This is a genomic window from Frondihabitans sp. 762G35, from assembly GCF_002074055.1.
Classification (GTDB): Bacteria; Actinomycetota; Actinomycetes; order Actinomycetales; family Microbacteriaceae; genus Frondihabitans.
The window spans coordinates 2,335,900-2,361,152 of record NZ_CP014619.1 but is presented as its reverse complement, the minus strand read 5'-3'; the positions used below and the strand labels follow the sequence as shown (position 1 = coordinate 2,361,152).

At 71.9% G+C, this 25,253-nt stretch carries 26 protein-coding genes; 12 read left to right on the top strand and 14 right to left on the bottom strand.

Translation table 11 applies throughout. The annotated features are described in order from the left end of the window. Positions 1 to 43: 43 nt before the first annotated feature. Positions 44 to 256 carry a hypothetical protein gene (locus tag AS850_RS11255; protein WP_119869203.1) on the bottom strand — a complete coding sequence of 71 codons (213 nt, stop codon included), beginning with the start codon at positions 254 to 256 and terminating at the stop codon, positions 44 to 46. 58 nt (positions 257 to 314) lie between these two features. Between AS850_RS11255 and AS850_RS11250 the strand changes: the two genes are divergently transcribed. After that, a complete protein-coding gene (locus AS850_RS11250; RefSeq protein WP_119869202.1) occupies positions 315 to 845 on the top strand; it encodes a hypothetical protein in 531 nt (176 codons plus the stop codon). A 42-nt stretch (positions 846 to 887) separates the two neighbouring features. Beyond that, entirely contained in the window at positions 888 to 1,640 is a 753-nt protein-coding gene (locus AS850_RS11245) for a gamma-glutamyl-gamma-aminobutyrate hydrolase family protein (RefSeq protein ID WP_164088435.1), read from the top strand. Between the two features lie 61 nt (positions 1,641 to 1,701). On the opposite strand, the gene AS850_RS11240 is transcribed toward AS850_RS11245, so the two are convergent. Genes AS850_RS11240 through AS850_RS11235 form a run of 3 tightly spaced genes read right to left on the bottom strand, consistent with a single transcriptional unit; the run spans position 1,702 to position 4,564 of the window. Then, a complete protein-coding gene (locus AS850_RS11240) occupies positions 1,702 to 2,361 on the bottom strand; it encodes an ABC transporter ATP-binding protein (protein ID WP_164088434.1) in 660 nt (219 codons plus the stop codon). After that, positions 2,358 to 3,641: a hypothetical protein gene (locus AS850_RS16540; RefSeq protein WP_164088433.1), complete on the bottom strand. Its 1,284-nt coding sequence runs from the start codon at positions 3,639 to 3,641 to the stop codon at positions 2,358 to 2,360. The genes AS850_RS11240 and AS850_RS16540 overlap by 4 nt, the downstream gene beginning before the upstream one ends. After that, a complete protein-coding gene (locus AS850_RS11235; RefSeq protein ID WP_119869199.1) occupies positions 3,638 to 4,564 on the bottom strand; it encodes a hypothetical protein in 927 nt (308 codons plus the stop codon). Before AS850_RS11235 ends, AS850_RS16540 begins: the two co-directional genes overlap by 4 nt. Positions 4,565 to 4,796: 232 nt before the next feature. Between AS850_RS11235 and AS850_RS11230 the strand changes: the two genes are divergently transcribed. The 4 genes from AS850_RS11230 to AS850_RS11215 all read left to right on the top strand — a co-directional run bounded on the left by AS850_RS11230 (position 4,797) and on the right by AS850_RS11215 (position 7,208). After that, complete coding sequence (locus AS850_RS11230; protein WP_119869198.1) at positions 4,797 to 5,471, top strand: dihydrofolate reductase family protein; 675 nt, start codon at positions 4,797 to 4,799, stop codon at positions 5,469 to 5,471. A 47-nt stretch (positions 5,472 to 5,518) separates the two neighbouring features. After that, positions 5,519 to 6,259: an alpha/beta hydrolase family protein gene (locus AS850_RS11225; RefSeq protein ID WP_119869197.1), complete on the top strand. Its 741-nt coding sequence runs from the start codon at positions 5,519 to 5,521 to the stop codon at positions 6,257 to 6,259. Between the two features lie 45 nt (positions 6,260 to 6,304). Next, entirely contained in the window at positions 6,305 to 6,727 is a 423-nt protein-coding gene (gene arfB, locus AS850_RS11220; protein WP_119869196.1) for an alternative ribosome rescue aminoacyl-tRNA hydrolase ArfB, read from the top strand. Between the two features lie 160 nt (positions 6,728 to 6,887). Then, the gene (locus AS850_RS11215; protein ID WP_335589196.1) at positions 6,888 to 7,208 is read left to right on the top strand and encodes a type II toxin-antitoxin system PemK/MazF family toxin; all 321 of its coding nucleotides are present in this window, start codon (positions 6,888 to 6,890) and stop codon (positions 7,206 to 7,208) included. 74 nt (positions 7,209 to 7,282) lie between these two features. Here the strand turns inward: AS850_RS11215 and AS850_RS11210 are convergent, their stop codons facing one another. The 3 genes from AS850_RS11210 to AS850_RS11200 all read right to left on the bottom strand — a co-directional run bounded on the left by AS850_RS11210 (position 7,283) and on the right by AS850_RS11200 (position 9,132). Further along, the gene (locus tag AS850_RS11210) at positions 7,283 to 7,885 is read right to left on the bottom strand and encodes a hypothetical protein (RefSeq protein ID WP_123955492.1); all 603 of its coding nucleotides are present in this window, start codon (positions 7,883 to 7,885) and stop codon (positions 7,283 to 7,285) included. A 16-nt stretch (positions 7,886 to 7,901) separates the two neighbouring features. Further along, a complete protein-coding gene (locus AS850_RS11205) occupies positions 7,902 to 8,183 on the bottom strand; it encodes a hypothetical protein (RefSeq protein WP_123955491.1) in 282 nt (93 codons plus the stop codon). Positions 8,184 to 8,271: 88 nt separating this feature from the next. Further along, entirely contained in the window at positions 8,272 to 9,132 is an 861-nt protein-coding gene (locus tag AS850_RS11200) for an HpcH/HpaI aldolase/citrate lyase family protein (protein ID WP_119869193.1), read from the bottom strand. Positions 9,133 to 9,290: 158 nt separating this feature from the next. On the opposite strand from AS850_RS11200, the gene AS850_RS11195 reads away from it, so the two are divergent. Beyond that, positions 9,291 to 10,742, top strand: a complete 1,452-nt coding sequence (locus tag AS850_RS11195) for a YrzE family protein (RefSeq protein ID WP_119869192.1) — start codon at positions 9,291 to 9,293, stop codon at positions 10,740 to 10,742. A gap of 30 nt (positions 10,743 to 10,772) precedes the next feature. On the opposite strand, the gene AS850_RS11190 is transcribed toward AS850_RS11195, so the two are convergent. Together AS850_RS11190 and AS850_RS11185 are read right to left on the bottom strand one after the other, a co-directional pair. After that, positions 10,773 to 11,561: a hypothetical protein gene (locus AS850_RS11190; protein WP_119869191.1), complete on the bottom strand. Its 789-nt coding sequence runs from the start codon at positions 11,559 to 11,561 to the stop codon at positions 10,773 to 10,775. Then, positions 11,558 to 11,761, bottom strand: a complete 204-nt coding sequence (locus tag AS850_RS11185; RefSeq protein ID WP_119869190.1) for a hypothetical protein — start codon at positions 11,759 to 11,761, stop codon at positions 11,558 to 11,560. The genes AS850_RS11190 and AS850_RS11185 overlap by 4 nt, the downstream gene beginning before the upstream one ends. A 337-nt stretch (positions 11,762 to 12,098) precedes the next feature. Between AS850_RS11185 and AS850_RS11180 the strand changes: the two genes are divergently transcribed. The 3 genes from AS850_RS11180 to AS850_RS11170 are packed head-to-tail and all read left to right on the top strand — an operon-like array spanning position 12,099 to position 15,951. After that, positions 12,099 to 13,706: a S53 family peptidase gene (locus AS850_RS11180; protein ID WP_119869189.1), complete on the top strand. Its 1,608-nt coding sequence runs from the start codon at positions 12,099 to 12,101 to the stop codon at positions 13,704 to 13,706. Between the two features lie 9 nt (positions 13,707 to 13,715). Then, positions 13,716 to 15,119, top strand: a complete 1,404-nt coding sequence (locus tag AS850_RS11175; RefSeq protein WP_119869188.1) for a glucose-6-phosphate dehydrogenase — start codon at positions 13,716 to 13,718, stop codon at positions 15,117 to 15,119. Positions 15,120 to 15,177: 58 nt separating this feature from the next. Further along, positions 15,178 to 15,951: an SDR family oxidoreductase gene (locus tag AS850_RS11170; protein WP_119869187.1), complete on the top strand. Its 774-nt coding sequence runs from the start codon at positions 15,178 to 15,180 to the stop codon at positions 15,949 to 15,951. Between the two features lie 310 nt (positions 15,952 to 16,261). Here the strand turns inward: AS850_RS11170 and AS850_RS11165 are convergent, their stop codons facing one another. Together AS850_RS11165 and AS850_RS11160 are read right to left on the bottom strand one after the other, a co-directional pair. Beyond that, complete coding sequence (locus AS850_RS11165) at positions 16,262 to 18,250, bottom strand: amino acid transporter (RefSeq protein WP_119869186.1); 1,989 nt, start codon at positions 18,248 to 18,250, stop codon at positions 16,262 to 16,264. Continuing rightward, positions 18,247 to 18,882 (bottom strand): DNA-3-methyladenine glycosylase I, encoded by a 636-nt coding sequence (locus AS850_RS11160; RefSeq protein ID WP_269466614.1) that lies wholly within the window; start codon positions 18,880 to 18,882, stop codon positions 18,247 to 18,249. Before AS850_RS11160 ends, AS850_RS11165 begins: the two co-directional genes overlap by 4 nt. Positions 18,883 to 19,096: 214 nt before the next feature. On the opposite strand from AS850_RS11160, the gene AS850_RS11155 reads away from it, so the two are divergent. Continuing rightward, the gene (locus tag AS850_RS11155) at positions 19,097 to 20,128 is read left to right on the top strand and encodes an amidohydrolase (protein WP_236940689.1); all 1,032 of its coding nucleotides are present in this window, start codon (positions 19,097 to 19,099) and stop codon (positions 20,126 to 20,128) included. Between the two features lie 31 nt (positions 20,129 to 20,159). Here AS850_RS11155 and AS850_RS11150 read toward each other — a convergent pair whose 3' ends face one another. After that, complete coding sequence (locus tag AS850_RS11150) at positions 20,160 to 21,575, bottom strand: carboxypeptidase regulatory-like domain-containing protein (RefSeq protein ID WP_119869184.1); 1,416 nt, start codon at positions 21,573 to 21,575, stop codon at positions 20,160 to 20,162. Positions 21,576 to 21,752: 177 nt separating this feature from the next. Beyond that, positions 21,753 to 21,890, bottom strand: a complete 138-nt coding sequence (locus tag AS850_RS16535; RefSeq protein ID WP_164088432.1) for a hypothetical protein — start codon at positions 21,888 to 21,890, stop codon at positions 21,753 to 21,755. A 147-nt stretch (positions 21,891 to 22,037) separates the two neighbouring features. On the opposite strand from AS850_RS16535, the gene AS850_RS11145 reads away from it, so the two are divergent. After that, on the top strand, positions 22,038 to 23,144 hold the full coding sequence (locus AS850_RS11145; protein ID WP_119869183.1) for a winged helix DNA-binding domain-containing protein: 1,107 nt from the start codon (positions 22,038 to 22,040) through the stop codon (positions 23,142 to 23,144). Here AS850_RS11145 and AS850_RS11140 read toward each other — a convergent pair. Further along, positions 23,128 to 25,230, bottom strand: a complete 2,103-nt coding sequence (locus AS850_RS11140; protein ID WP_236940688.1) for an MMPL family transporter — start codon at positions 25,228 to 25,230, stop codon at positions 23,128 to 23,130. The two genes, AS850_RS11145 and AS850_RS11140, sit on opposite strands and share 17 nt — an antisense overlap. Positions 25,231 to 25,253: the final 23 nt, after the last annotated feature.

Below are 25,253 nucleotides of genomic sequence, written 5' to 3'. Positions count from 1 at the left end.
TGGGTGGTCACGGGCGACTCCTGCCGGGCATCCTGCCGTCGGGTCAGCCGCGACCGCCCGCGGAGCGACGGAGGCCCCGCACGACGAGGACGATGCCGATGATGACGATCACCAGGCCGATGTAGAACCACTTCGGGTCGCCCGTCATGGTGCTGCCCGGGATCAGGTTCGCACCCTGACCCGCGAACACACCGCCGATGATCACGGCGACGACTCCGACGGCGACGAGGACGCTGCGTCCTGCTCTGCTGTTCATGTCGCTCAACCTACCCTCACGGCCGCCGGGTCGTCGCCGGGAGGATTACTCTCGAGCCATGCATCTACGGGGGGAGCGCGACCTGCGGGGAACGCTGCAGCTCGTCGCGATCACGGTGTTCGGGGCCGCCTTCGGCGCGGGGCTGCCGCTGACCTTCGTGGATCACGTCGCGGAGGCGAACGTCGCGCTGTGCATCGCGTTCGCGATCATCGGCGGGGTCGCCGCCGCCTCGGGCCGGATCCTGACGTGGAACCGCGACGGCGGACGGTACGCCGTGGTCGAGGTCCGAGCGTGGCTTCGGGCGCGGCGGATCCCCGACGACGTCCCCGAGGCCGTCTGGCGGCCGCGGCTCGAGGCGCGCGCGTCCCGCGCTCGCAGGAACCGGGTCACACTCGTCACCGGCGCCCTCTCCATCGCCGTCACGACCGGTCATCTCTTCGGGGATCCGAGTTCTCTCGGCAGGATCCTGTTCGCCACGTGCCTCGTCGTCTGGTCGCTCGTCGTGGTCGACATCGTGCACGAGAACGTGCGGAGCTTGCCGGTGATGCGCGAACTCCTCGGGACGGGAGTCGATCGCACGCGGGTCTGACGAGTGCCGGACCTCGGCGTGCCTTTCTGGCACGATGTCTCCGTGCCCACCGTGAACGAAGCCGCCGGAGCCTCGCGCCCCCTCCTGCTCGTCGTCGACGTCGCCGACGGCGGTCGCGACGATCCCGCCTTCGAGGTCGAACTGCAGGGGCTCACCGCGGGCGTCGTCGCCGCGGCGGAGGAGGTCGGCTTCGCCGTCGACCGCGTCCCCGCCGCCCAGGTCGACCCGGACGAGCTGGCCCGGCGTGTCGACGCGGCGGACGCCGTCGTCATCACGGGCGGGGAGGACGTCGATCCGTCGTTCTACGGTGGCCGAGCCGACGAGCCGCACCTCGGACAGACGTTCCCGGACGCCGACCGAGCGCAGATCGACGTGACCCGACGAGCCGTCGCGGAAGGGCTGCCGCTGGTCGGCATTTGCCGGGGCATGCAACTCGTCAACGTCGCGCTGGGCGGCGACCTCGTCCAGCACCTGGAGGTCGACGGCCACGTCAACGCGGCCGATCCGGCCGACAGCATGATCGACCACCGCGTCGTGGTTGAAGCGGGGAGCTCTCTCGCCCGCGTCCTCGGCGCGACCGAGTTCGACGTCCGCAGCTCCCACCACCAGGCCGTCGACCGACCCGGGGCGGGGCTCCGGATCGTGGCGCGCGCCGACGACGGCACGGTCGAGGCGCTCGAGCACGAGGAGGCGCCCGTCTGGTGCGTCCAGTGGCACCCGGAGGACGCAGGTTCGCGCGGCACGGTGATGACCGACCTGCTGCGGGCGGCGATGGCGGCGCGGCGGTCGCGCTAGACGCGGACCGCACTTCCGGCGGCCTTCGACGGCACTCGGCCCCCGCAGTAATCGGTTCTCATCAGTCGACCTCGGTGAGCACGCCGTTCCGCAGGAGGAGGCGGCGGTCGCAGCGAGTGGCGACGGCGGAGCTGTGGGTAGCGATCACGAACCGGTCGCCCCGCCCCTGCAACTCCGCGAAGAGGTCGAGGACATCGTTCTCGGTGTCCTCGTCGAGAGCGCCCGTCGGCTCGTCGGCGAGGATCAGCCGAGGTCTCTTGACGAGCGCTCTCGCGATCGCGACCCGCTGCGCCTGACCGCCGGAGAGTCTCCTGACCCGCGTGCCGGCGAGCTCGCCGATGTCGACCCGCTCGAGGCAGTGCTGAGCGTCCGACCGGGTGGATCGTCGCTCGGGCATCCCGAGGCGGACGTTCTGCAGGGCGGTCAGCTCGGGGAGCAGGTCGAAGTGCTGAGTGATGATCCCGATGTGAGCGGCGCGGTGACGGGCCATCGCGGTGCTCGTGGGCCGGAGCGGTGACCCGTCGACGAGGTAGCTGCCGGTGTAGGCGAGGTCGAGTCCGGCGAGGAGGCGCAGGAGGGACGTCTTGCCGCTTCCGCTTCGGCCCAGGATCGCCACGGACCGGTCGTTCTCGCCCAGCGAGAGGGCCAGATCGACGAACAGCGGGCGCGCGTGTCCCGTGGCCTCGCGGATGCTCTTGTGGATGGACTGCAGATCGATCACGGGCGTCGGCTCCCTCGGGACTCGGTGCGGATCAGCCGGGCGAGGAGGGCTCGGTGGTGTGCGATATCGAGGAGCAGAACGACGGCACCGGCGAGGAGCACCGGCCTCAGGGCATAGGGGTCGTGCTGCGGGAGGATGCCGTAGGCCGCCGCCAGGAGCACGACGACGCCGCCGTGGGCGATCAGCACGGGGCGGAGGCTCTGCGCGAAGAGTCGTCGCGGCGGACATCCTGCGAGCCAGGCGGCCAGGAGCCGCGGCGTCCGCCTCGCGAAGAGGAACCGGTCGAGGAAGTGGATGGCGACCAGCGAGGCCGCCGCCACGGCCACCTCGAGGGCGAGCACGAGGCCGAGATTGCTGTCGATCACCCGCTTGGTCAGCGTGTACTGGACGAGGTAGGAGGACACGTTCAGCAGCGTGTACTCGTCGAAGCCGGTGGCGGTGGCGAGGGACGACAGCCGGGCGATGACGTCATCCGCGGAGAGATGCTTCGGAGCGGCGATGTCGCCGTTGATCATGGCGAAGGCGAGGATCCCGGCGAAGTCCTTCGTCGCCTCCGAGGCTGCGGGGAGTCGCTCCGGGTACGGGATGACGATGTAGTCGTCGAGGAAGAAGTCGATGTCGTCGTGGTAGAAGATCGAAGAGCTCGGTTCGAGGAAGCCCGCGACCTCGAAGGTGACCTCCTTGAAGTAGAGCGTGCCGCGGACGGTGTCGCCGATGTCGTAGACGCCCTCGTAGTCGCTGCCGAGGAGGAGCGGGGTCGTCGCGGCGTCGTAGTCGATCGCCGCCCAGGGGAGGGACGTCGGGGTCGAGGTCGTGAGTCGGTAGAACTCGTACGCCTCCCGATTGATCTGCAACGCCTTCACATCGAGGGTCTCGCGACCGGTGCGCTCGTCGAGGTACGGACCGCGCGTGTGGGCGTCCGTCCCGTACCCCTCCTCGAACGGCGAGCCGCCCCGGAAGTCCTGGATCGGTACCGGCTGGTCGAAGCTCGAGAGGAATGCCAACTCGTCGTCATCGGACAGTGCGCTGTAGAACGCAGCCAGCCTGTCGAGATCGGGAACGGAGTCGCGGAACGCGCTGAAGGCGTCGGGATCGCGGAGGTCGTCGATCAGGCCGTAGAGGTCGACGTCCGCGTCGGCGCTGAAGCTCGTGTTCACGGCATCATCGGTCGACGCCGAGAAGGTCTCGACGTTGTAGAAGGTGATGAGCAGGATGCCGGTGACGAGGACTTTCGCAAGCAGGGGGAGCGCCTCTGCCCGGAGAGTGTGGAGCGCTCTCATCGGTTTCCGAGGGGATGGGATCTGTCGGCCGCCGCGGTGAAGCCTGCCACGGCGAGGACGATCTGCGCACCGAGGACGGCCGCGAGATCGGGACCGACCGCGTCGCCCGTCGCCACGACCTGCGTGCACGCGCCGAGGGCGACGAAGGGTGCCAGGACGAGCGAGAGCCTCACGGCGCCTCCGAGGAGCGCGCGCGGCCGGGTCGCTCCTGCCAGTCGGGCCACACCAGCGCGAGCCCGGTAGCCGGCACCGGCGAGTGCCCCGGTGACAGCGAACCCGAAAAGGGCGAGGCTCGTGCCGAAGACGATCAGGATCGGGGAGACGAAGTCCACGTTCGTCCGCCGATTCGTGCTGGGGTCGACGGCCATCGCCGTGCCGCGCCGCATCTCGTCGAGGAAGAGTCGACGTGCCCCATCGCTGTCGACCACCATGGGTACCGCCGCCTGCGCGTCGGACCGCTGGCGGTCGAGCAGGAGCACCTGATCGGCGACCAGGCTGTCGGCCTCGAGGCCGAGTCGCCCGATGACCGGGTACTCCCGCCCGTCGTCCAGGTAGACGCTGCCGACCGAACGGGAGAGCACCGGGACGGCCGAGCCGACCAGTGCCACTTCATCGTCGTCGGCCGTCGGCTGCCGTCCTGAGTGGAGGGGGAACGGACGGGAGGGCGTGCCGATCGTCGTGAGCAGTCGGACTCGTCCACCGTCCGCGACGTCGATGAATACTCGCCCGGACTCGTGGCGCTCGGCCAGGCGCGATCTCGCATCCGCCGGGGTCGCGCTCAGCGTTACGGCCGAGGACGAATAAAGCGAGTTCCCCTCCAGAGTCAGGGCGCCCTGCCGAGAGTCGTAGACGCCGATCGCCGACGTCAACAGGCTGAAGAGGAGGACGAGGCAGGCGACCGCGGCCAGGCGCGGCGCCGTCACGGTGACCCGTGCGTCGAGTTCGTCGGGCAGGAGCCGCCGCCGATGCTCAAGACGTTCTCCCGTCGATGGGTGCTGACTCGGGTGGAACGCCCGGTCTCCCGAAAGCCAATCGTTAATATTTCGTGTTGTCAATTCGTATCGCGTATGCTCAAAAGCATCGGAAGCGTGGCTTGATGCGGGCCTGCCACCGGGCCTAGGGTGACGCCCATCGGCCAGTCCCTCAGGAGATGACATGTCGCTCGTCCGCGTCCACAACTTCTCGGTCTCCCTCGACGGCTTCGGCACGGGGGAGGGGCAGCGGCTGGACGCGCCGTTCGGCCACGCCTCGTCGCGACTCGTGGAGTGGGCCATGGCGACGCGGACGTTCCGCGAGATGGGCATCCCGGGTCCGACGTCCGGATCGACGGGCCTCGACGACGCCTTCGCGAGCACGTGGAGGCGCGGCATCGGCGCGGAGATCATGGGCCGCAACAAGTTCGGCCCGCAGCGGGGGCCGTGGACCGATGAGGAGTGGAAGGGGTGGTGGGGTGACGATCCGGTGTTCCACACGCCGGTCGTGGTGCTGACCCACCATCCGCGACCGGTGCTCGAGATGCAGGGTGGGACGTCGTTCCACTTCGTCGACGCCGACCCCGCCACCGCGCTCGAGGCGGCTCGGATCCTGGCCGGAGATCTCGACGTCAGGATCGGCGGCGGCGTCGACACCGTCCGGCAGTTCCTGGCCGCGGACCTCGTCGACCACCTGCACGTGGTGGTCGTCCCGATCCTGCTGGGTCGCGGCGAACGCCTCTGGGACGGCCTCGAGGGGCTCGAGGAGCGCTTCGACATCGAGGCGACACCGTCGCCGTCCGGCGTGGTGCACCTGGTGTTCACCCGTCGCGCGCGCGCGAGCGCGGCTCGCAGTTGACGAGCGCGGCGCGGGCATGATCCGCTCCGGCGAGTAGCGTCGCACCGATGACGACACGATTCGAGTACGGCGACGGACCGATGCAGTACGGGGTGTTCTGCGAGACCGGCGGGCCCGCCCGCGGCACGGTCATCCTCATCCACGGTGGATTCTGGCGCGGCACCCCCGACTACTTCGACGGCCCGACGCCGCTCGCGGAAGCCCTCGTCGCCGCCGACTGGAACGTCTGGCAGATCGAGTACCGCCAGCTCCCCAACGGCGGCGGCTGGCCCGCGACCCTCGACGACACGGCGGCGGCGATCGAGCACCTGGCCGTCGCGTCGTCCTCCCTCGGGATCGAGCCCGGGCCGATCGTCACGGTCGGCCACAGCGCCGGCGGGCACCTCGCCGTCTGGGCGCTCTCGCGACCGGAGCCCGGAATCGCGCTCGCAGGAGCCGTGAGTCTCGCGGGGGCACTCGACCTCCTCCTCGGCGAGTCCGAGAACATGGGCGACGGGGCCGTGCCCGGCTTCCTCGGCGGCAGTTCGGCCGATCATCCGGAGCGGTACGCCGCGGCCGACCCGATCCAGCGCATCGAGCCGTCGCTCCCGGTCCGCATCGTGCACGGAACCGGTGACGACGTCGTGCCGCTGAACCAGTCGCAGAGCTACGTCGAAGCGGCTGTGGCAGCGGGGCAGGATGCACGGCTCACCACGGTCGACGGCGACCACATGGTCGTCATCGACCCCGGGCATCCTGCGTTCGCGGCCCTGCTCGGCGCCCTGGACGAGATCGTCGCGCGTCCGTAGTCGCCCGGGCCCGCGGGCGACGCGGTCCCGTGCCACGCTGGAGGCATGGATCTGGAGGTGTCGCCCGCGCTGACGATCCCGGCGTCGGAGCTCGGCTGGCGGTTCTCGCGGTCGTCCGGCCCGGGCGGCCAGCACGTGAACACCTCCGACAGCAGGGTCCAGCTCACCTGGAACCTCGTCGATTCGGCGGCCCTGACCGATGAGCAGCGGCTTCTGCTGCTCGAACGGCTCGCACGGCGCCTCGTCGACGGCGCTCTGACGGTGTCGGCCTCCGAGCAGCGCTCGCAGCTCCGGAACCGCGAGATCGCGCTCGACAAGCTCGCGTCGCTGGTCGGTGACGGGCTCGCCCCCGAGGCGGCCCGGCGGCGCGCCACCCGGCCCACCCGGGGCTCGGACCGGCGTCGACTCGCGGCGAAGCAGGAGCGGTCCGCGACGAAGAGGCAGCGGCGGCGCCCCCTCGACGAGTGACCCGCCAGCGCGACGATCTCGAGGATGGCCGAGCTGACCGCCCTCGCCAACGACGTCCTGACGCGTGCCGGGCAGCCCTCCGGCGACGGGGAGTTCGTCCGCGAGGCGGAGCGGACCCTCCTGACCGGGACGGAGTGGTGATCGCCCACGGCGACGTCGTCTGGTCGACTTCGGGTCGCCTCGAGGTTCCGAGCCGGCGAAGATCCGCCCGGCGGTCGTCACGCAGGAGAACTGGCTGCTCGCGACGGACATCGGAACCGTCCTCGTCGTGCCGCTGACGTCCAACACGGCCCTGGAGGGGTTCCCCGGGAACGTCCTCGTCCCGGCCGCCGTGTCGGGCCTTGCGAAGGACTCCGTCGCCGTGGTCTCGCAGATCGGGCCGGTGAGTCGCAGGTTCGTCGATCCGTACCCGGCCGGGCATCTGGCCGCCTTCACCCTCGCCAGGATCGCCGCGGGCGTCCGGCTCGTCACGGGGGTCTGAGCCCGCGACGGCCCGCGCGACGACCGTCTGCGCCCCGGATCCTGGCCGCGACTCACGCGGATCTTCGCCCAGACTCAGCGGTACTGCGGCGGCCAGTCGAACGGGGCGGAGGGCCGCGCGACGGTTCCCGCCGGAGCGACGACGAGGTCGATGTCGTCGAGGTCTCGGAGGACGATCGAGGCCGGATCGCCGGCCCGCCGCTCGCCGTCGACGAAGACGGTCAGGACCTCCGCGACGTCGCCCCCGGCGGCCCCGACGTGGCTCGTGTCGAGCCGGACGCCCCACTCCGTGAAGAACTGCCCGAGCGTGAAATCGCGTTTCGTCGGCGACTCGACGTGCACGATCCCGGACGTGTCGTGGGTGTGGAGGGCGGTCGCGAACCCGTTCTTCTCGTCGAGGCCGATCTCGCCCGGGACCGTCGCCGGCTCGCCGTCGATCGTGATCGAGAGGTGCGCGTGGACGTGCTCGGCGAGTTTCAGGCCGTAGACGTTCGGGAGGTCGGCGGCGACCGCCTTGGCGCGCTTGTCGGCGGGCGCCGGCCAGGGCGGAGACGTCGAGGCCCCGTGAGCCAGGGTCGTCGACACGGCGCGATCGCGGGCGACGAATACCGACGCCACGAGGCCGACCACGACGAGGACGACGAGCAGGAGCAGAGTCCGCCGAGGGAGACGGGTCACGAGATCGCGCATCCCGCTACCGCTCCGTCCCGAGGAGCAGCGGCGTCAGCAGCCCCACGATCCAGGTGCCGATGAACAGCCCGGCCCCGACGACGATCAGCACCGTCTTACGGCGCGCAGGATGCCCGGGCGACGACCCCCACATGGCGGAGCGCTGCACCACCGTGTGCGCCTCGAAGACGACCTTCGCCACGTCGTCGTCGGATCGGTCGAGGACTCCCTCGCGGTCGAGCTCCACGATGCGCTCCGCCTCGGGCAGGGTCATCCGCGTCGTGCGTCGTCGCGGCTGGTCGGGCATGCCTCCAGCGTGCCACGCCGGGGCGGGCGGCGCCACGGGTCGCAGGATGCTCGGAGCGACGGGTCGCGTCCGCCCGGGGCTCCTGCGCTCAACTGCTCGGCTGCACTCCGAAGGCGCGCGCAAGGCGATCGATCTTCTGAGCGCGACCCAGGCGGGGCAGGTCGCTGCCGTCGCGGATGATGCGGCCGCGGCCCTCGAAGTCGGCGAGGAAGTCGCGCGCCCACGCGGTGTCGGACGGGGTGGGGCTGATGACCTCGTTGATGACGGGGAGCTGCTCGACGTCGAGGCAGAGCTTGCCCGTCAGGCCGAGGGCCACGGCGATGCCGGCCTGCTCGCGGAGGACCGGGTGGCTGCTCCCGACGGTCGGGCCGTCGATCGGGCCGGGGAGATCGCCGATGCGGGACGCGATGACGAGGCGCGAGCGCGGGTACGACATCGCCATGTCGTCGGCGCTCGTCCCGGTGTCGCGCCGGTAGTCGCCGCTGCCGAAGGCCAGGCGGAACGCTCCTCGCGCGCTGGCGATGCTCGGCGCCAGCTCGATCCCGAGCGCCGACTCGACGAGGGCGAGGACCGGGACGCTGCTGCCCAGGCGATCGTAGGTCTCGGTGACGTGCTCGCCGGCCTCGGTCTTCGCCAGCATCACGCCGAGGAGACCCGGGAGGCCCCGGAGCGCGTCGACGTCGTCCGACCAGAACGGGGTCGAGTGGTCGTTGATTCGGACCCAGGCGCGACCGCCCTTCTCGAGCCAGTCGACGACGCCCTGACGGGCCTCCGGCTTCGCCTTCGGGTCGACGGCGTCCTCGATGTCGAGGACGATCTGATCGGCGCGGGAACGAGCCGCCGCATCGAAGCGATCGGTCTGCGTCGCGTTGACCAGGAGCCACGACCGGGCGATCTCGGGATCCGGTCGCTGGCGGTCGGAGGTCGGTGTGGCGGTCGTCTCGGTCATGGAGCCTCGTCGTCGTTCGTCGTTGATCGCTTGCGCTCCTACGCTAGCGGCCCCGACCGCGGAATCCGGCCAGGTCCTGAGGAACTACGGCGGGGGAGAGCCGTCTCGCCCCCGCTCGGGGGTACTGTCCGCGTGACCGACGATCACGAGGAGCGATCATGACGGACCCCAACACGCCCGCGCGCGGTGGCGACCACCCGACGGCCACCCCGTTCGACGAGGACGACGAGGCGGTGCGCAGAGACCCCGCGGAGGCCGAGACCGTGGCGCACGAGACGGTGCGCGACGAGCCGGTGCGCGACGAGCCCGTGCGCGACGAGCCCGTGCGCGACGAGCCCGTGCGCGACGAGACGGTGCAGCACGACGCCGCGCCCCGGGACGGCGAGCGGTACGACGCACCCCTCGCCTCCGAGGCCCGCGCCGACGACGCACCGACGACCGCGCTTCCCACCGCCGAGGAGTCGCCCGCCCGACCCTGGAGCGTCAACCGCTCCGACCGGGCCGACGACGCCGGTGCGGCAGGAGCCGCGGGAACGACCGCCGCCGCCGCTCCCGCCGCCCCGCCCCTCGCGCAGCCGACCGCCGCCGAGTCGCCCGCGGGTGGCGCGAGCGGTCTGCACGACGACAGCGCGCTCCGGGCCGCCGAGGCCGCGCGCGCCGGTGACCACGCGGATCCCGCCCCCACGACCGGTGCGGGCGCAGCCCCCGGCGTCGCGACCGCGGGAGCCGCCGCAGCGGCCCGCGCGGACGACACCGGCGACGTCGGCGACACGCGGATCACCGCCCCCACCACGGCGCGATCGTCCACCGCGTGGACGCCGCCGCCCGCTCCCGCCTCTCCCGCCGAGTCCCCGGCGACGCAGGCCACGCCGACCCCCTACGCGCCGTCCTCGGGCGCGACCCCGACGACGAGCACGACCGCGCTGTCGAACCTCGGCACGTCCCCGGCCGACCGCCTGGGCCTCGGCGAGGGCATCGCCGGCGGCGACGACGGCTTCACGCCGGAGGAGATGGCCCAGCGCCGCGCCTTCCGCGACGAGATGGCCTTCCGTCAGAAGCAGGAGTTCTCGGGAATCAACTTCGGCGCCGGGTTCTTCGGCTGGCTCGCCTCGGTGGGTCTCGCCGGAATCCTGTTCGCGATCGCGGGCGGCATCACCCTCGCGGTGGGTCTCGCCAACACGTCGGCCCTCCTGGGGCGGGCGTCGGCCGTGACGCTCGGTTCTGTCTTCACGGGTCAGACCCAGCAGATCACGGCGCTCGTCGTGTTCCTGGTGATCCTCTTCCTCTCCTACTTCGTCGGAGGCTTCGTGGCGGCGCGCATGTCGCGATTCTCCGGAGCGAAGCAGGGCCTCGCGGTCTGGCTGTGGGGCCTGTTCATGTCGATCATCGGCGCCGTCGTCGCCGTGGTCGCCGCGAGCCAGAGCGTGACGCTCGCCGACCTGGAGGGGACCACCGGCGCCGGATTCTCGATGTCGACCTTCACCTCCCCGTCGGCGCTCATCGCCGAGGGCCTGGTCGTCGTCGTCTCCATCGGAGCGGCCCTCCTCGGAGGCCTGGCGGGCACGCGCTTCCACCGCCGCGTCGACCGGTTCGGACTCGACGAGGTCTGATCCTCCTGCACCGTCGCCCGACGACCCCGGCTAGATGTCGAAGTACTGGACGCTGGCCGGGGTCTCGAGTCCCGCGACGAGGTGCGTCAGCGCCTGCCACACGTCGTCGAAGAGCACCTCGCGAGCGATGTGCTGGTCGTACCAGCCCTGGAGATCGCGGGTGGTGACGCCCGTCGCGGTCGCCTCGTAGGCGGCTCCTGCGATGCCGTCGGCGGCGCGGAGCGTGACGCGGCTTCCCAGTGGGCGCCCTGTCTCTCGATCCACGAAGAGCGCCTCGTCGAGGGCGGGAGCCCCGGCCGAGATGGGCGCCCGCACCACGTCGACCACGCCGAAGCGCGACCCCGGGTCGGGCCCCGCGACGCGTGTCCCCACCCGCGACGAGACCACGTGCGCGCGGGGCGGTGCTTCACGGGGGAGGCTCTCGTCGAGACCCGCGGCCGCGTCGCTCACGGCCCGCTCGGCCGTCGCGCGGATCCGGTCGCGGTTGGCGTGGAGGACCCCGGCGACGTCGCGCATCCAGGTCTCCAGGCGCGACGTCTCCGCCTCGTCGAAGGGGCTGGCCGCCAGAGCGGCCGGGAGCGGTGGCGCGGCGAACACGCCGATCTCCGGCAGCGTCTCCCATTCGAGAGTCAGGCGTGCGAAAGTCCCCGCCCGGGGCATGAGCAGGAGCCGGTTCGTCTCGGGCGAGGCCTGGTAGTGGAGCTCGGGGTCGCCGAGGAGTCCGTCCACGTCGACGGCCGCCCCGAAGGCCCGGTCGGGCAGGGCGAAGCCGACGGTCAGCCCGCGCCAGAGGCCGGTCGCGTCGACCACGACGCTCATCGCTTCACCAGGACGGGGAACACGAAGACGGCGAAAACGAGGAACGCGGCGGCCACCGCGAAGACGATCCACGTCGATCGTGGCAGCGTCGTCTGCCCGGCCGACTCGCGCCGCGTGAGCCTGCGGTGACGCGCCACGCCCTGCACCACGATGAGGAGGACGATCGCGGCGATCAGGAGGGCTCCGAGCAGGGCAGTCACGCCAGCAACTATCCCAGGGAACCGCTGGAGGCTCCATGAGCGCGCCGTCGCGACTAGCCGTTTGCCGAATCTGCGGAGTAATCCGGCAAATTGGTCCTACGTCCGCGGCGATTCTTCGATACAGTGATCGCGTGTCTCGGCTGGTTACCGAGCGCACTGCGTCGATGAGGACGGCGGGAACGTCCTTCTCCTGATCCGAGTGGCGCGCCTGCCGATCGACTCTCGACGCCGACATGCCCTCGCCCGTCTCCGACGTGTCGAGGGCATGTCTGTTTCTTCCCTTTGGGCTTCCCCTGCCGCGGCCGCCGGTGTCGGAGGGGCGGAGTAGACCTGTGCCATGACCGATTCGGCATCGCCCCTCGACCACCTCGACCTCGTCCGCCTCGCCGGGAGCGAGCGTCCGCCCGCCCCCGGGCTGAGGCCCGCCACCGCGCAGACGGCGCCGTCCGAGGAGGTCGAGGCGACTCTCGTCCTGCGTCGACGATCCCCGGTCGATCCCGCCTCGCTGCTCGACGGCCCGGTCGACCGCGACGCGTACCTGCGCGACCACGGGGCCGATCCCGCCGACGTCGATCTCGTCCGCTCGACCCTCGAGGCGCTCGGGGTGGCCGTCCGGTCCGTCGACGCGGCCTCGCGGCGGGTCCGGATCGCCGGGCCGCTCGCCGTCGTGCAGCGGGTCTTCGGCACGAGCCTCGAGATGATGTCCAGCGACGCTCCGGTGCCGCCGGGCGCCGCCGAGGCGCGGAGCGACCACCGGCATCGCGAGGGCGGTCTCAGCATCCCCCGGGCCCTCGACGGGGTCGTCACCGCCGTCCTCGGCCTCGACACGCGTCCGCAGGCCCGGGCGCAGTACCGGGTGGCGCGGGCGGAGACCGCGGCGGTCAGCTTCAGCCCGGTGCGGCTGGGGGAGCTCTACGCCTTCCCGGCCGGTACCGACGGGGCGGGGCAGACGATCGCCGTCATCGAGCTCGGCGGCGGCTTCGCCCAGGCCGACCTCGACACCTACTTCGGCGGTCTCGGCGTCGGGTCGCCGGTCGTCTCCGCCGTCGGCGTCGACGGTGCGGCGAACCGGCCCGGCGCCGACCCGAACGGTGCCGACGGCGAGGTGCTCCTCGACATCGAAGTGGTCGGCGCCCTCAGCCCGGGGGCGTCCGTCGTCGTCTACTTCGCGCCCAACACCGACGCCGGTTTCGTCGACGCGGTCGCTCAGGCCGCTCATGCGATGCCGACCCCCGCCGCCATGAGCATCAGCTGGGGTCAGAGCGAAGACCAGTGGACTCCCCAGGCCAGGGCGGCCTTCGACGACGCGCTCGTCGACGCTGCGGCACTCGGAGTCACGGTGACGGCCGCTGCGGGCGACAACGGCAGCTCCGACGGGGCGACCGGCGGGGGCGACCACGTCGACTTCCCGGCGTCGAGTCCGCACGTCCTCGCCTGCGGAGGAACGAGCCTCCGCGCGTCGGGCGCGACCATCTCGAGCGAGACCGTCTGGAACAACGGCGCCGGGCGAGGCGCGACGGGCGGTGGCGTCAGCGACGCTTTCCCGCTGCCCGCGTGGCAGCAGGGGGTCGGTGTGCCGTCGGCTCCGGCGAGCGGCGGCGGGCGGGGCGTGCCCGACGTGGCCGGCAACGCGGATCCTGCGACCGGCTACGAGGTCCTCGTCGACGGCACGCGCTCCGTCATCGGCGGGACGAGCGCCGTGGCGCCGCTCTGGGCGGCGCTCGCCGCGCGCCTGACGCAGGCCCTCGGGAGCCCGCTCGGTCTCGTGCAGCCTCGGCTCTACGCGGCCGCGTCGTCGTTCCGCGACATCACCTCGGGCGACAACGGGTCGTTCCGGGCCGGCCCGGGCTGGGACGTCTGCACCGGCCTCGGGTCGCCCGACGGAGAAGCCCTTCTCGCGGCTCTCCGGGAGAGCGCCGGGCATCCTGCAGCGTCCGGGGAATAGCATCCACGCATGCCTGCCGATGCCCCGTCCACCCTCCTCATCCTCGGCGCGAGCGGAGACCTCGCCGCGCGCCTGCTGATGCCCGGTCTCGGCGAGCTCCTCGCGCACGAGCCGTCGCGGCGAGTCCAGCTCGTCGGAGCGGGGGCGGAAGACCTGTCCGCCGACGAGTGGACCAAGCGGGTCCGTGACTCCTTCGACAGCGCAGGAGCCTCGGGGCCGGCCGTCACCGCCCTCCTGGCCTCCACCACCTACCACCGGGCCGACGTCACCGCGCGAGACGACCTAGCCACGCTCCTGCAGGCCTGCGACCAGGCCCCGGCGATCTACTTCGCCCTGCCGCCGGCGGTCACCGAGAAGGCGTGCAAGCAGCTCGAGAAGGTCGACCTCCCCGAGGGGACGTCGCTCGCCCTCGAGAAGCCGTTCGGCACCGATGAGAGGTCGGCGAAGAAGCTGAACGCGCAGCTGCTCAAGCTGGTGCCGGAGGAGCGGATCCACCGGGTCGACCACTTCCTCGGCCGCGCCACCGTGCTCAACCTGCTGGGCCTGCGGTTCGCCAACCGGCTCATCGAACCGATGCTGTCGAACCGCGACGTCGAGAACATCGAGATCGTCTACGACGAGCAGCTCGGCCTGGAGAACCGCGCCCGCTACTACGACCACGCGGGCGCCCTGGTCGACATGATCCAGAGCCACCTCCTCCAGGTGATGGCGGTGCTCGTGATGGAGGCGCCCGCGACGCTCCGGGCGGAGGACGTCCGCGACCAGAAGCAGCTCGCCCTCCGCGCCACGCGGATCTGGGACGACGACCCCGCGTCGAGCCGGCGGGCCCGGTACACGGCGGGCACGGTCGACGGTCGGCAGCTGCCGTCGTACGCCGACGAGGAGGGTGTCGACCCGAGCCTCGAGACGGAGACGCTGGCCGAGGTCGTCGTCGAGGTCCGGAACATGCGCTGGGCGGGCGTGCCGATCATGCTCCGCTCAGGAAAGGCACTCGCCTCCCGCCGACGCGAGATCATCATCACGTTCAAGGCCCCGAGCCACGTGCCGCCGGAGTTCCACACCCTCAAGGCCCCCGACCGCCTCCGCATCTCCATCTCGCCCGACGAGATGTCGCTCGAGATCAACGTCAACGGGCCGGGAGATCCCTTCGTCATCGACCGCGCCTCGCTCTCCGCGACGTTCAACCCGGGTGATCTCCCCGCCTACGGCGAGGTCCTCCAGGGCATCCTCGACGGTGACGCGAGCCTCTCGGTGCGCGGCGACGCCGCGGTCGAGGGGTGGCGAATCGTCGCGCCCGTGCTGCGGGCCTGGCGGAAGGGCGACGTGCCGCTCGACGAGTACGCGGCGGGCTCCGACGGGCCGAAGAGCTGGCCGGTCGGCCTCGCGGAGGCCGCTCCGGCGCAGAAGCGCTGAGGGGCGTACCCCGCGGGCCTCGCCCCGCCGGGTGCTGGGTGAGCGCGAGAATGGGGAGATGACCCTTGATGCGAACGCCACCCCGTCCTCCGAGTCGCCGTCGACCGTCGGCGGCCCTGTTCCGGTCTCCGGGGCCCGTCTCACGGCCCTCGTCACGGGAGCGACCCGGGGGATCGGGCGTGCCATCGCCCTCGACCTCGGCCGGACCCACCACGTCATCCTCGGCGGTCGTGACCGCGATGCGCTGGACGCGCTCGCTCGGCTCCTGCCGTCCGCCTCGATCTGGCAGGCGGAGCTCACAGGCGACGGACCACTCGACGGGTTCGCGGCGGACCCGAGCCTCGTCGACCACGGCCTCGACGTGCTGGTGCACTCGGCCGGGGTCCTCGGTGGCTCGACCGTCGCCGCGACCGAGCGTAGCGAGTGGCGGCGCGTGTTCGACGTCAACGTCGTCGCGGTCGCGGAGATCACGCGCGTCGCGCTTCCCGCCCTCCGCCGGGCGGAGGGCACCGTCGTGCTGATCAACAGCGGCAGCGGATTCACCTCGTCGCCGGGTGGGAGCGTCTACGCGGGCAGCAAGTTCGCTCTCCGGGCCCTCGCCGACGGCCTGCGCGAGGAGGAACGCGGAAACGGGGTGCGGGTCAGCTCCGTGCATCCTGGTCGCGTCGACACCGAAATGCAGCAGGAGCTCGTCTCCTCCGAGGGCGGCGTCTACGACGAGAGCCTCTACCTGACACCGCAGGACGTCGTCGACGCCGTGCGCCTCGTCGTCGATCTGCCGCACTCCGCTGTCGCGGAGTCGGTGTCGCTGCGTCCGTTCCGCCGCGGCTGACGCTCCGCGCGCCCCGCGCCTGCTTCGCTCCCTCGAGACTCCACGACTCGCCGCTCACTTGCGCAAAACACCGCACATCGTGGAGTCTCGCGACCGGCGCCGCATCACGCCCCAGCCGAGACTCCACGACACGCCGCGGCGCCCCGAACGTGAGCAGCGTGTTGTGGAGTCTGGCGGGGCGGCGTTGCGGGGCGGGCAGGTGTGCTCCGGCGAGACTCCACGACACGCCGCGGCGCCCCGAAGGTGAGCAGCGTGTTGTGGAGTCTGGCGCCCGCACGAAACGTCGACCCCGGGCCGACGCCGGTCGGGCTCAGCTCGCGTGGACGTCCGGCCGGCGCTTCCGATCGGGCTCGGCCCGACGCAGCACCTCGCGCGTCACGGGAGCGACCTCGCCGCCGCCGGTCACCAGGAACTTCAGGAAGTTCGAGATCGGGTTGCCCTCGGTCCATTCGAAGTAGATGTCGGGGACGACACCCGTGACGTCGCGGACCTCGAGCAGGATCGTCGCCAGCGTGTTCGGGATGTTGCCGCTGTTGACGCGGAGCACCCGGTAGCCGTGGACCAGTTCGCCGCGCACCTCGAGGTCCTCCTCGAAGTTCGACGAGTCGGCCGGCCACACCTCGACGAAGATGACGGGGGAGCGCTGCGGGATCCCCGAGAAGCGCCGTTCGTCCTTCGCCTTCTGCTTGTACTCGGCCAGGCTGCCGTCGTCGGGCTCGTTGGCGATGAGGATGACCCGACCCGACTCGTCGGCGTCCTCTGTGACGAACGAGAGGGCCTGGGAGTCGAGGGAGACGCTGGTCGCCCGGAGCTGCAGCGCGCGGTGGATGCGCGAGACGACGGACACGATCAGGATGCCCAGGATGAAGAGCGCGGCGATCCGGACGCCCTCGGGCCGTTCGATGATGTTGAGGATCGTCGTGTAGACGAAGACCGCCGAGATCACGGCGAAGCCGATGGTGCGCTTGCGCTGCTTCTTGTGACGGCACGAGAGGAACACGGCGATGGAGGCCGACGTGATGAGCACCAGGACGCCGGTCGCGTAGGCGCCACCCTGCTTGTCGACGTTGGCGTCGAACGCGAGCGTGACGATGAACGCGATGGCGGCGAAGACGAGCACGAGCGGACGGACGGCCCGGGCCCACAGCGGCGCCATGCCGTAGCGGGGCAGATAGCGGGGCACCAGGTTGAGCAGGCCGGCCATGGCCGAGGCTCCTGCGAACCAGAGGATGAAGATGGTGCTGACGTCGTAGACGGTCCCGAACCCGTTGCCGAGGTACTCGTGCGCGAGGTAGGCGAGCGCTCGCCCGTTGGCTGCTCCGCCCTGCTCGAACTCCTTCTGCGGGATGAGCAGGGTCGTCGCGAAGCTCGAGGTCAGGAGGAAGACGCTCATGATGATCGCGGCGGTGGTCAGGAGCCGCTGGGCTCCGCGGATCCGGCCGAGGGGGCTCTTCGGGGTGTCCTCCTTCGCACCGCTGATCTGCGGCATGACGGCGACGCCGGTCTCGAAGCCCGACAGGCCGAGAGCGAGCTTCGGGAAGACCAGGAGCGACACGCCCACGGCGAGGAACGGCGAGGAGTACTGCCGGGTGAGGGCCTCCCACCAGTTGCCGATCACGATGGGCTGCGACAGGGCGGAGACCAGGGTGACGCCGATGACGACGGCGTTGAGCACGAGGTAGACGCCCACGAGGACCACGGCGATGCCGATGGCCTCCTTGAAGCCGCGGAGGAACACGATCGCCAGCAGCAGGATGAGGAACAGCGTGATCGGTACCTGCGCCCCGTGGAACCACGACGGAGCGAACGGATTCTCGATCGCGTGCGCGCTGGCATCGGCCGCGGAGAGCGTGATCGTGATCATGAAGTCGGTCGCGGCGAAGCCGAGCAGCACGAGGACGAAGAGCTTGCCGCCCCACCAGGGGAGCAGTCGCTCCAGCATGGCGATCGAGCCCTCGCCCTTGAAGCTCTCGCGGGCCACGCGTCGGTAGACCGGGAGCGCCCCCAGGAGGGTCAGGCCGATGAGCACCAGGGTCGCGAACGGCGAGAGGAGCCCCGCGGCCACGGCGGCGATGGCCGGCTGATAGCCCAGGGTCGAGAAGTAGTCGACGCCGGTGAGGCACATGACGCGCCACCACGAGTTGGTCTTCTCCGGCTTCTGGGCGTGGGGACCCTGGTGCTGGCCGGAGCTGTCGGCGAGGCCGTCGAGGAGGAAGGCGCGGAGGCCACCCCGCCGGGGCTTCGGCAGGGAGGACTGCTCCAGCGCGTCGGTGTTGCCGGTGCGGTCTGTCGTGGTCACGGGTTCTGTCTACTCGCTCTGATCGGGGGCGAGGGCTTTCTCTCAGTCCACACGCCGGAACTGCCCCGCCGGTGGCTCTCGACGAGGTGCGTGTCGACGATACCGATCGCCTCCATCAGGGCGAACATCGTCGTCGGCCCGACGAAGCGGAAACCCTTCGACTTGAGGGCCTTGGAGAGGGCCACGGACTCCGGCGACGTCGTCGGGATCTCGGCGAGGCTCCGCGGGGCGGGGGTCGTCTCGGGGCCGAACGACCACACGAAGTCGACCAGGCCGCCCTCGTCGCGCAGGGCGACGACGGCTCGGGCGTTGTCGATCGTCGCGTCGATCTTGAGGCGGTTGCGGACGATGCCGGCGTCGGCCAGGAGCCGCGCCCGATCGTCGTCGCCGAAGCGCGCGACCGCGTCGGGGTCGAACCCCGCGAACGCCGCCCGGAAGGCCTCCCGCTTGCGGAGGATCGTGGCCCAGGAGAGCCCCGATTGGAACGCCTCGAGCGAGATGCGCTCGAATAGCCCGCGCTCGTCGCGCACCGGCATTCCCCACTCCTCGTCGTAGTAGCGGCGCAGGAGGGGATCGATGGCGGCCCACGTCGGCCGCGCGAGACCGTCGTCGCCCACGACAACGCCGGACACCGCTGCGACGCCGGACGCCGCCGCGACGCCGGACGCCGCCGCGACGCCGGACGCCGCCGCGACGCCGGACGCCGCCGCGACGCCGGACGCCGCCGCGACGCCGGACGCCGCCGCGACGCCGGAGGAACGCTCTTCGCTGGTCATGGTCGAGATCCTAAGGTCGACCGCCGACGTCGATTTGACCTCGCGGGCCGCGGGGGACTCTACTGGACGCATGCGCACAGCCGCGGCTCCCGGCACCCCTGTGCCCGCGCACCCCGCCGCGCCCCCGCAGCGCACCCCGCGGATCCGGCCGGTCCCCACCTCGCCGGACGTCCAGCTCGGCCCGCTGCCCAGCCCGGTCGCCACGCGGATCGACCTGCACCAGCACCTCCTCACGCCGGAATTCCTCGATGCCCTCCGCCGTCGGACGTCCTTCCCGCGGATCGTCGACGACTGGACCCTGCTCACCGAGGGGGAGTCGCCGTACTCGATCAACCCCTCCGCTCACGACATCGAGCGGCGCCGGATGCAGGAGCTGGCCGAGGGCAAGGCGGACGTCCTCGTCTCGCTGCCGGGCAACCTCCGCGTCGAGGACCTCCCGCTCGCCGACGCCCGCGAGCTCATCGGCATCTGGCACCGATCCGCCACGGCCCTCGGAGCGCCGTTCCGGGTGTGGGCCTCGACGCCCCTCGTCGACTTCGATCTCGACTTCCTCGAGGAGTCGCTCGCCCACGACGCCGTCGTCGGCCTCCAGCTGCCCGCGATGAGCCTCGGCGACGTCGACGACCTGCAGCGACTCCGCCCGGTGCTCGCCGCGGTGGAGCGGTCCGGGAAGCCCGTGCTCGTCCATCCGCGCCACATCGTGGCCGCCCCGGTGAACGGGGTCCCGGCGGTCGACACCGTCCCCCGGTCGGAGCAGCTGAAGGCCGCGTGGAACGTCTGGCACGAGGGCGGTCACGAGCAGCACCCGACGCTGAGGGTCGGCTTCATCGCCCTGGCCGGACTCGCTCCGCTCGTGGAGGCCGCGGCGGCCGCCAAGCGCACGGGCAAGGTCGTCCGGAGCGATCCCAACGTCTTCTACGAGACGAGCGCCTACGACCGCCGGGCGATCGATGCGATGGCCCGCGTCGTCGGTCTCGGCCCGCTGGTCCACGGCTCCGACCGCCCGTTCCGTCAACCCCGCGACCCCGACCTCGGGCGAGCGTCGAACCACGCGGTCTTCTCGGTCAACCCTCGGACGTTCCTGACGGGTCGCTCGGTCTAGCAGAGGCACTCGGCCTCTCGGGCGGCGGCGTTCAGCCTCTCGGCCGACGTACCCGCCGACCCGTGCCGACCAGCAGGGCGGCTCCGCCGACGAGAAGCAGGAGCCCCGTTCCAATCGTCCCGACGGGCTCCGATCCCGTGCTGGCCAGTTCCGGTGCCGCCGCGGGCGTGACGACCGGGGCCGGTGCCGGAGCAGGCGCCTGCGAGGGCGACGGTGCGGGCGCGGGTGCCGGTGCCGGCGTGACGGCGGGCAGCACGAGCGGTACGTCGAGCGGGCCGCTCGTGGTCCCGGTCGTGAACGTGACCGTCAGGCCGTCGGCGCCGATCTCCGCCGTGTAGGTCTGCTGCGGAAGGAGGTCCGCCGCGAAGGTGCCCTGTGCGTCGGTCGTGGTGGTCGCGGTCGGCCGGTCGTCGCCGTCGCGCGTGATCACGACCGGCTCTGCCACGACGGGCTCGCCGTCGGCCGTCGTCACCGTGGCCGTCACCGCGATCGTGGCGGCGGTGAAGGCGAAGTCGAGGCCGGGGGAATCGGCGTCGAGGGTGTCGAACGTCAGCGTGGGGAGTGCGTTCGCACCGGCGGGGGTGTCGACCGAGACGCGGTAGCCGCTCGTCGAGACGAGGCCTGGGACGCTCCAGCTGCCGTCGGCGGCGGAGACGGTCTCGGCGACGACCGTGCCCGAGGCGTCGCGGATCGTCAGCGCGGCGTCGCCGTAGGGCGCCTCGTTCACCGTGACCGCCCCCGAGGCGGCGAACGTCTTCGTGGCGAACCAGGTCTGGTAGACCGGCGACCCGCTCCGCTGCTGGAACGTGATCGTGAGGGACTCCAGAGCCGTCGTCGGGCTGAACCAGCCCGCGGCTCCCTCGGTGTCGGCGGCCGTCGCATTGCCCCGCAGGATGCCCGTGCCCGCGTCCCACGACGGCACGTCGCTCACGTTCGCGGCGTCGCACGACGGCCCCTGCGGGAGGTGGCAGTAGTTGTAGGCGCCCTGGAACCCGAGCGCCGCGGGAGCCACGGGCTGCCCGTTCACGTCGGTGGCCGTCACGGTCGCCTGATCGGCGTCGATGTCGCCGAGGACGAACGACCACCCGCTCGCGGGCGTCGGCGTCGCGAACCGGTACGTCGTGGTCGAGATGCCGCCGGCCGTCAGGCCCTGGGCGCCGAAGTTCAGATAGCTCCGGCCGCTGCTCGTCCCGTACACGGCTCCCGGAGGGGTGGCGGCGGCCTGCCAGACGGTCGCGCCGCTGGGCTTCGTCGCCGAGGAGGCGGTGCTGGTGAAGGTCGTCGACGGGAAGCCGCCCGGCAGCGTCACGGTGCCCGCGTAGGCCCGGGACGAGCCCGAGAGCGTCACCGCACCCCAGGCTCCAGCCCCGGCCGCCGACGCGGCGGATGCGCCCGAGAGGGCCGCGGCTCCTGCCAGCGCGAGAGCGATTCCGGCGGCGACGGCCACCCTGATCCGATGTCCGACCCTGACCATGCGACAACCTCCCCGAAAGCGACCGTTGCCGTCAGGCTAAGCCGCGGTCGTCGCGTCTGTCACGTCCGGGCACGAAAGTCCGCGCACGAAAGTCCGGGCACGAAAAAGGGGCGACCCTGACGGATCGCCCCTGAGGTTCGGCCGGATCGGTCAGCGCTTCTTGACCTGCGAGACGACGTCCTCGGAGTGGTTGGTGCGAGCGGCCTTGTCCTTCTTGTCGGCGCGCTTCTCCTTGAGGGACCGGGCGGCCACCTTCTGGGTGCCCTTGTGGGAAGACTTCTCTGCCATGGTGGTGCCTCCGATCGGAACCGCGCGGCTCCGTGGCGGCTGAGACTACGCCCCGCTCGCTCCCGCGTCTGCAGGCGCGGGCGGATTGGCAGGATGAGTGCGCCGCCGCCGCTGTCCCGGAACCGCCCACCGATCTAGGGTGAGGGCATGTCGACGCCCGACCTGCCGCTGACCCGCGTCGCCGCCCAGGGGCTCGGGCGTCGGGGGTTCGCCTCGGTCGTCGAGGCCGCCGCCGGCATGCTCGCTACGCAGGCGCAGGACCTCGCGGGGGCGAAGTGGGCCCTGGCGCTCCGTTCGTCCACCTCGATCGACGACGTCGACGAGGCCCTCGACGCGGGCACCCTCGTACGAACCTGGCCCATGCGGGGCACGCTCCTCGTCCTGGCCGCCGCCGACGCGCGCTGGCTGACCGATCTGCTGGCGCCGCGCTCGTTCCTCGCCTCGGCGGGGATCTGGCGACGGGCGGGACTCGACGAGGAGGCGTTCGCTCGCGCCCGGAGCGTGGCCGCCGACGTCCTCGCCGGGGGTGGAGCACTGGGCCGGACCGCCCTCGTGGACGCCCTGCGCGACTGCGGAGTCGACGTCGCGGACGGTCGCGGAGCCCACATCCTGCGCCGGATCGCCGGAGACGGCGTCGTCGTCCTCGGGCCGACGATCGGGCGGGAGCAGGCCTTCGTCCTGCGCGACGAGTGGCTGGTCGACTCTCCGCGCCTCGAGCGCGACGAGGCGCTCGCGGCGCTCGCGGCGCGCTACGCGCGATCGCACGGACCGGCCACCGTGCACGACCTCGCCTGGTGGAGCGGTCTCACCGTCTCCGACACCCGGCGCGCGGTGCTCCTCGCCGGTGAGGCGGTCGCCCGCGATCGGGACGGTCTGCTCGTCGCGCCGGATGCCCCGCGACCCGCGCGACCGGGCTCGGTGCGTCTCCTGCCCGGCTTCGACGAGCTCCTCCTCGGCTACAGCGACCGGACGGCCTCTCTCCGCCCGGAGGATCTCGCCCGGGTCGTGCCCACGTCGAACGGGCTGTTCCTCGCCACCGTGACCCTCGACGGTCGGGTCCGGGGCACGTGGAGACGGACCCTCGTCGGGAGCGACGGCGTCGACGTGGCCGTGACGCTGTTCCCCCGCGGGGCGGGTGACGCCCCGGGGGCGCTGTCGGCGGAGGGGCTGCGAGAGGCCGTGGCCGACTGCGCCGCCGCCTTCGCCGCGGCCCACCGTCGGGCCCTCCGCCTCACGATCACGACGGGTTCGTGACCACCGGCTTCGACGGCCACCAGAACCGCTCCCCGGTGAGGAAGACGAGCGCGGGCACGAGCACGGTCCGCACGACGAGCGTGTCGAGGAGGACGCCGAGGCAGACGATCACGCCGACCTGCGTCAGCGCCACGACGGGGAGGACGCCCAGCACGGCGAAGACCGCGGCGAGCAGGATGCCCGCGCTCGTGATCACCGCACCGGTCGAGGCGAGCGCCCGGATCATCCCCTCCCGGGTGCCGTGGCCTTCGCGCTCCTCCCGTGCTCTCGTCGTGAGGAAGATGTTGTAGTCGACGCCGAGCGCCACGAGGAAGAGGAACGCGTAGAGCGTGACGTTCGAGTCGAGAGCCGGGAAGCCGAAGACGTGCGTGAAGAGGAACGTCGAGGCCCCGAGGCTCGCGAGGAACGTCGCGAGCACGCTGGCGATCAGCAGCACCGGGGCCACGAGCGAGCGGAGGAGGATCGCGAGGACCGCGAAGACGATGGCCAGGATGATCGGGGCGACGAGCCCGAGGTCGTGCGTCGCCGCATCCTGCGTGTCGAGGGCCGTCGCGTCGGTGCCGCCGACGAGCGATCGTGCCACGTCTCCGCCGGCGTCCGAGAAGCCGGTGCGGAGGGCGCGGATGCTGTCGAACGCGGCGGAGCTCTCGGGCTCGGCCCGCAGGGAGACGTCGATGCGCGTGAGGCCGTCGTGCTTCTCGCTGATGGAGGCCGAGTCGACGCCCTTCGACCCGGTGGCGATGTCGAGGGCCCGGGAGGCGGCCGCGTCGGGCGCGAGGACCGTCGTCTGGCTCGTGAGGCCGGCGGAGAACGACCGGTCGATGACCTTCTGCGCGGTGACGCTCTGCGGGTCGCCGAGGAGCTGGGCGGTCTGCGACAGGCCGACGGAGTAGCCGCCGAGGCCCAGGGCGAGCACGGCGAGGCCCAGCACCGCGACCACCGAGACGATCACGGGCCGCTTTGCGACGCGGCGGCCGAGACCGGCCCAGAAGCCGCGCGCCTCCCTGTCGGTGAGGCTGTCGGAGTCGCCGCCCGCGTGCGCCTCGACCCGGGGCACGAACGGCCAGAAGAGGCCGCGGCCGCAGACGACGAGCGCCGCCGGGAGCGCGACGAGGGCGAAGAGGATGGCGACGACGACGCCGATGGCGCAGGCGAAGCCGAGGGCGCGGTTGCCGGAGAGGGACGCGAACAGCAGGGTCAGGAGACTCAGGGCGACCGTGCTGCCGCTCGCGGCGATGGCCGGCCCGGCGCTCGTGACGGCGGTCCGCATGGCGCGGAACCGGTCGTCGACCCGCGTCAGCTCCTCGCGGTAGCGGGCGACGAGGAGGAGGGCGTAGTTCGTGCCCGCTCCGAACACCAGGACCGAGAGGATGCCCGAGATCGAGGCGTCCACGGTGATGCCGAACGGCTCGGCGAGGGCGGCGACGACCTTGCCGGCGAGGCCGTCGGCCGTGCCGACGACGGCGAGGGGCACGATCCAGAGCACGGGGCTGCGGTAGGTGACGATCAGCAGGACGGCGACGACGATGACGGTGACCAGCAGGAGCCGGAAGTCGGCACCCGCGAACGAGTTCGAGATGTCGTCCTGGAAGCCGACCGGGCCTGTGAGCTGGGCCGTGAGGCCGTCGGGGAGGCTCTCCGACGCCGTGCTGCGGAGCTCCTTCGCCGTGCCGGCGATGTCCTTCTCGACGGCGGAGCTCGAGAGCGGGACGGCCACGAGGGCCGCCGAGCCGTCGTCGCTGAACTGCGGGCGCACCGCCTGGGGGACCGTGGAGCCGGTGGCGAGGGTCGCGGCGCGCTCCGTGATGGCGCTCTTGTCGGCGCTCGTGAGAGCCGCCGAGGAGCGGTCGAAGACCAGGATGCCCACGGTCGTGTCCGCGGACGGGAACTGCTTGAGCAGCGCGGTCACCTGCGCCGAGTCGGCGCTGTCGGGAAGGCCCGACGGCGGGAAGGCGTCGCTCTTGCCCTGGGGGAGGAAGGCGAAGAGGAGCGCCACGGCGACGGCGGTGGCTGCCAGGACGAGCCAGGAGGTGCGTCGGCGGGAGACGAGGGCGGCGAGGGCGCGGATGATGGTTCCTTCACTCAACGAATGTCTTAGTGGCTAAGACT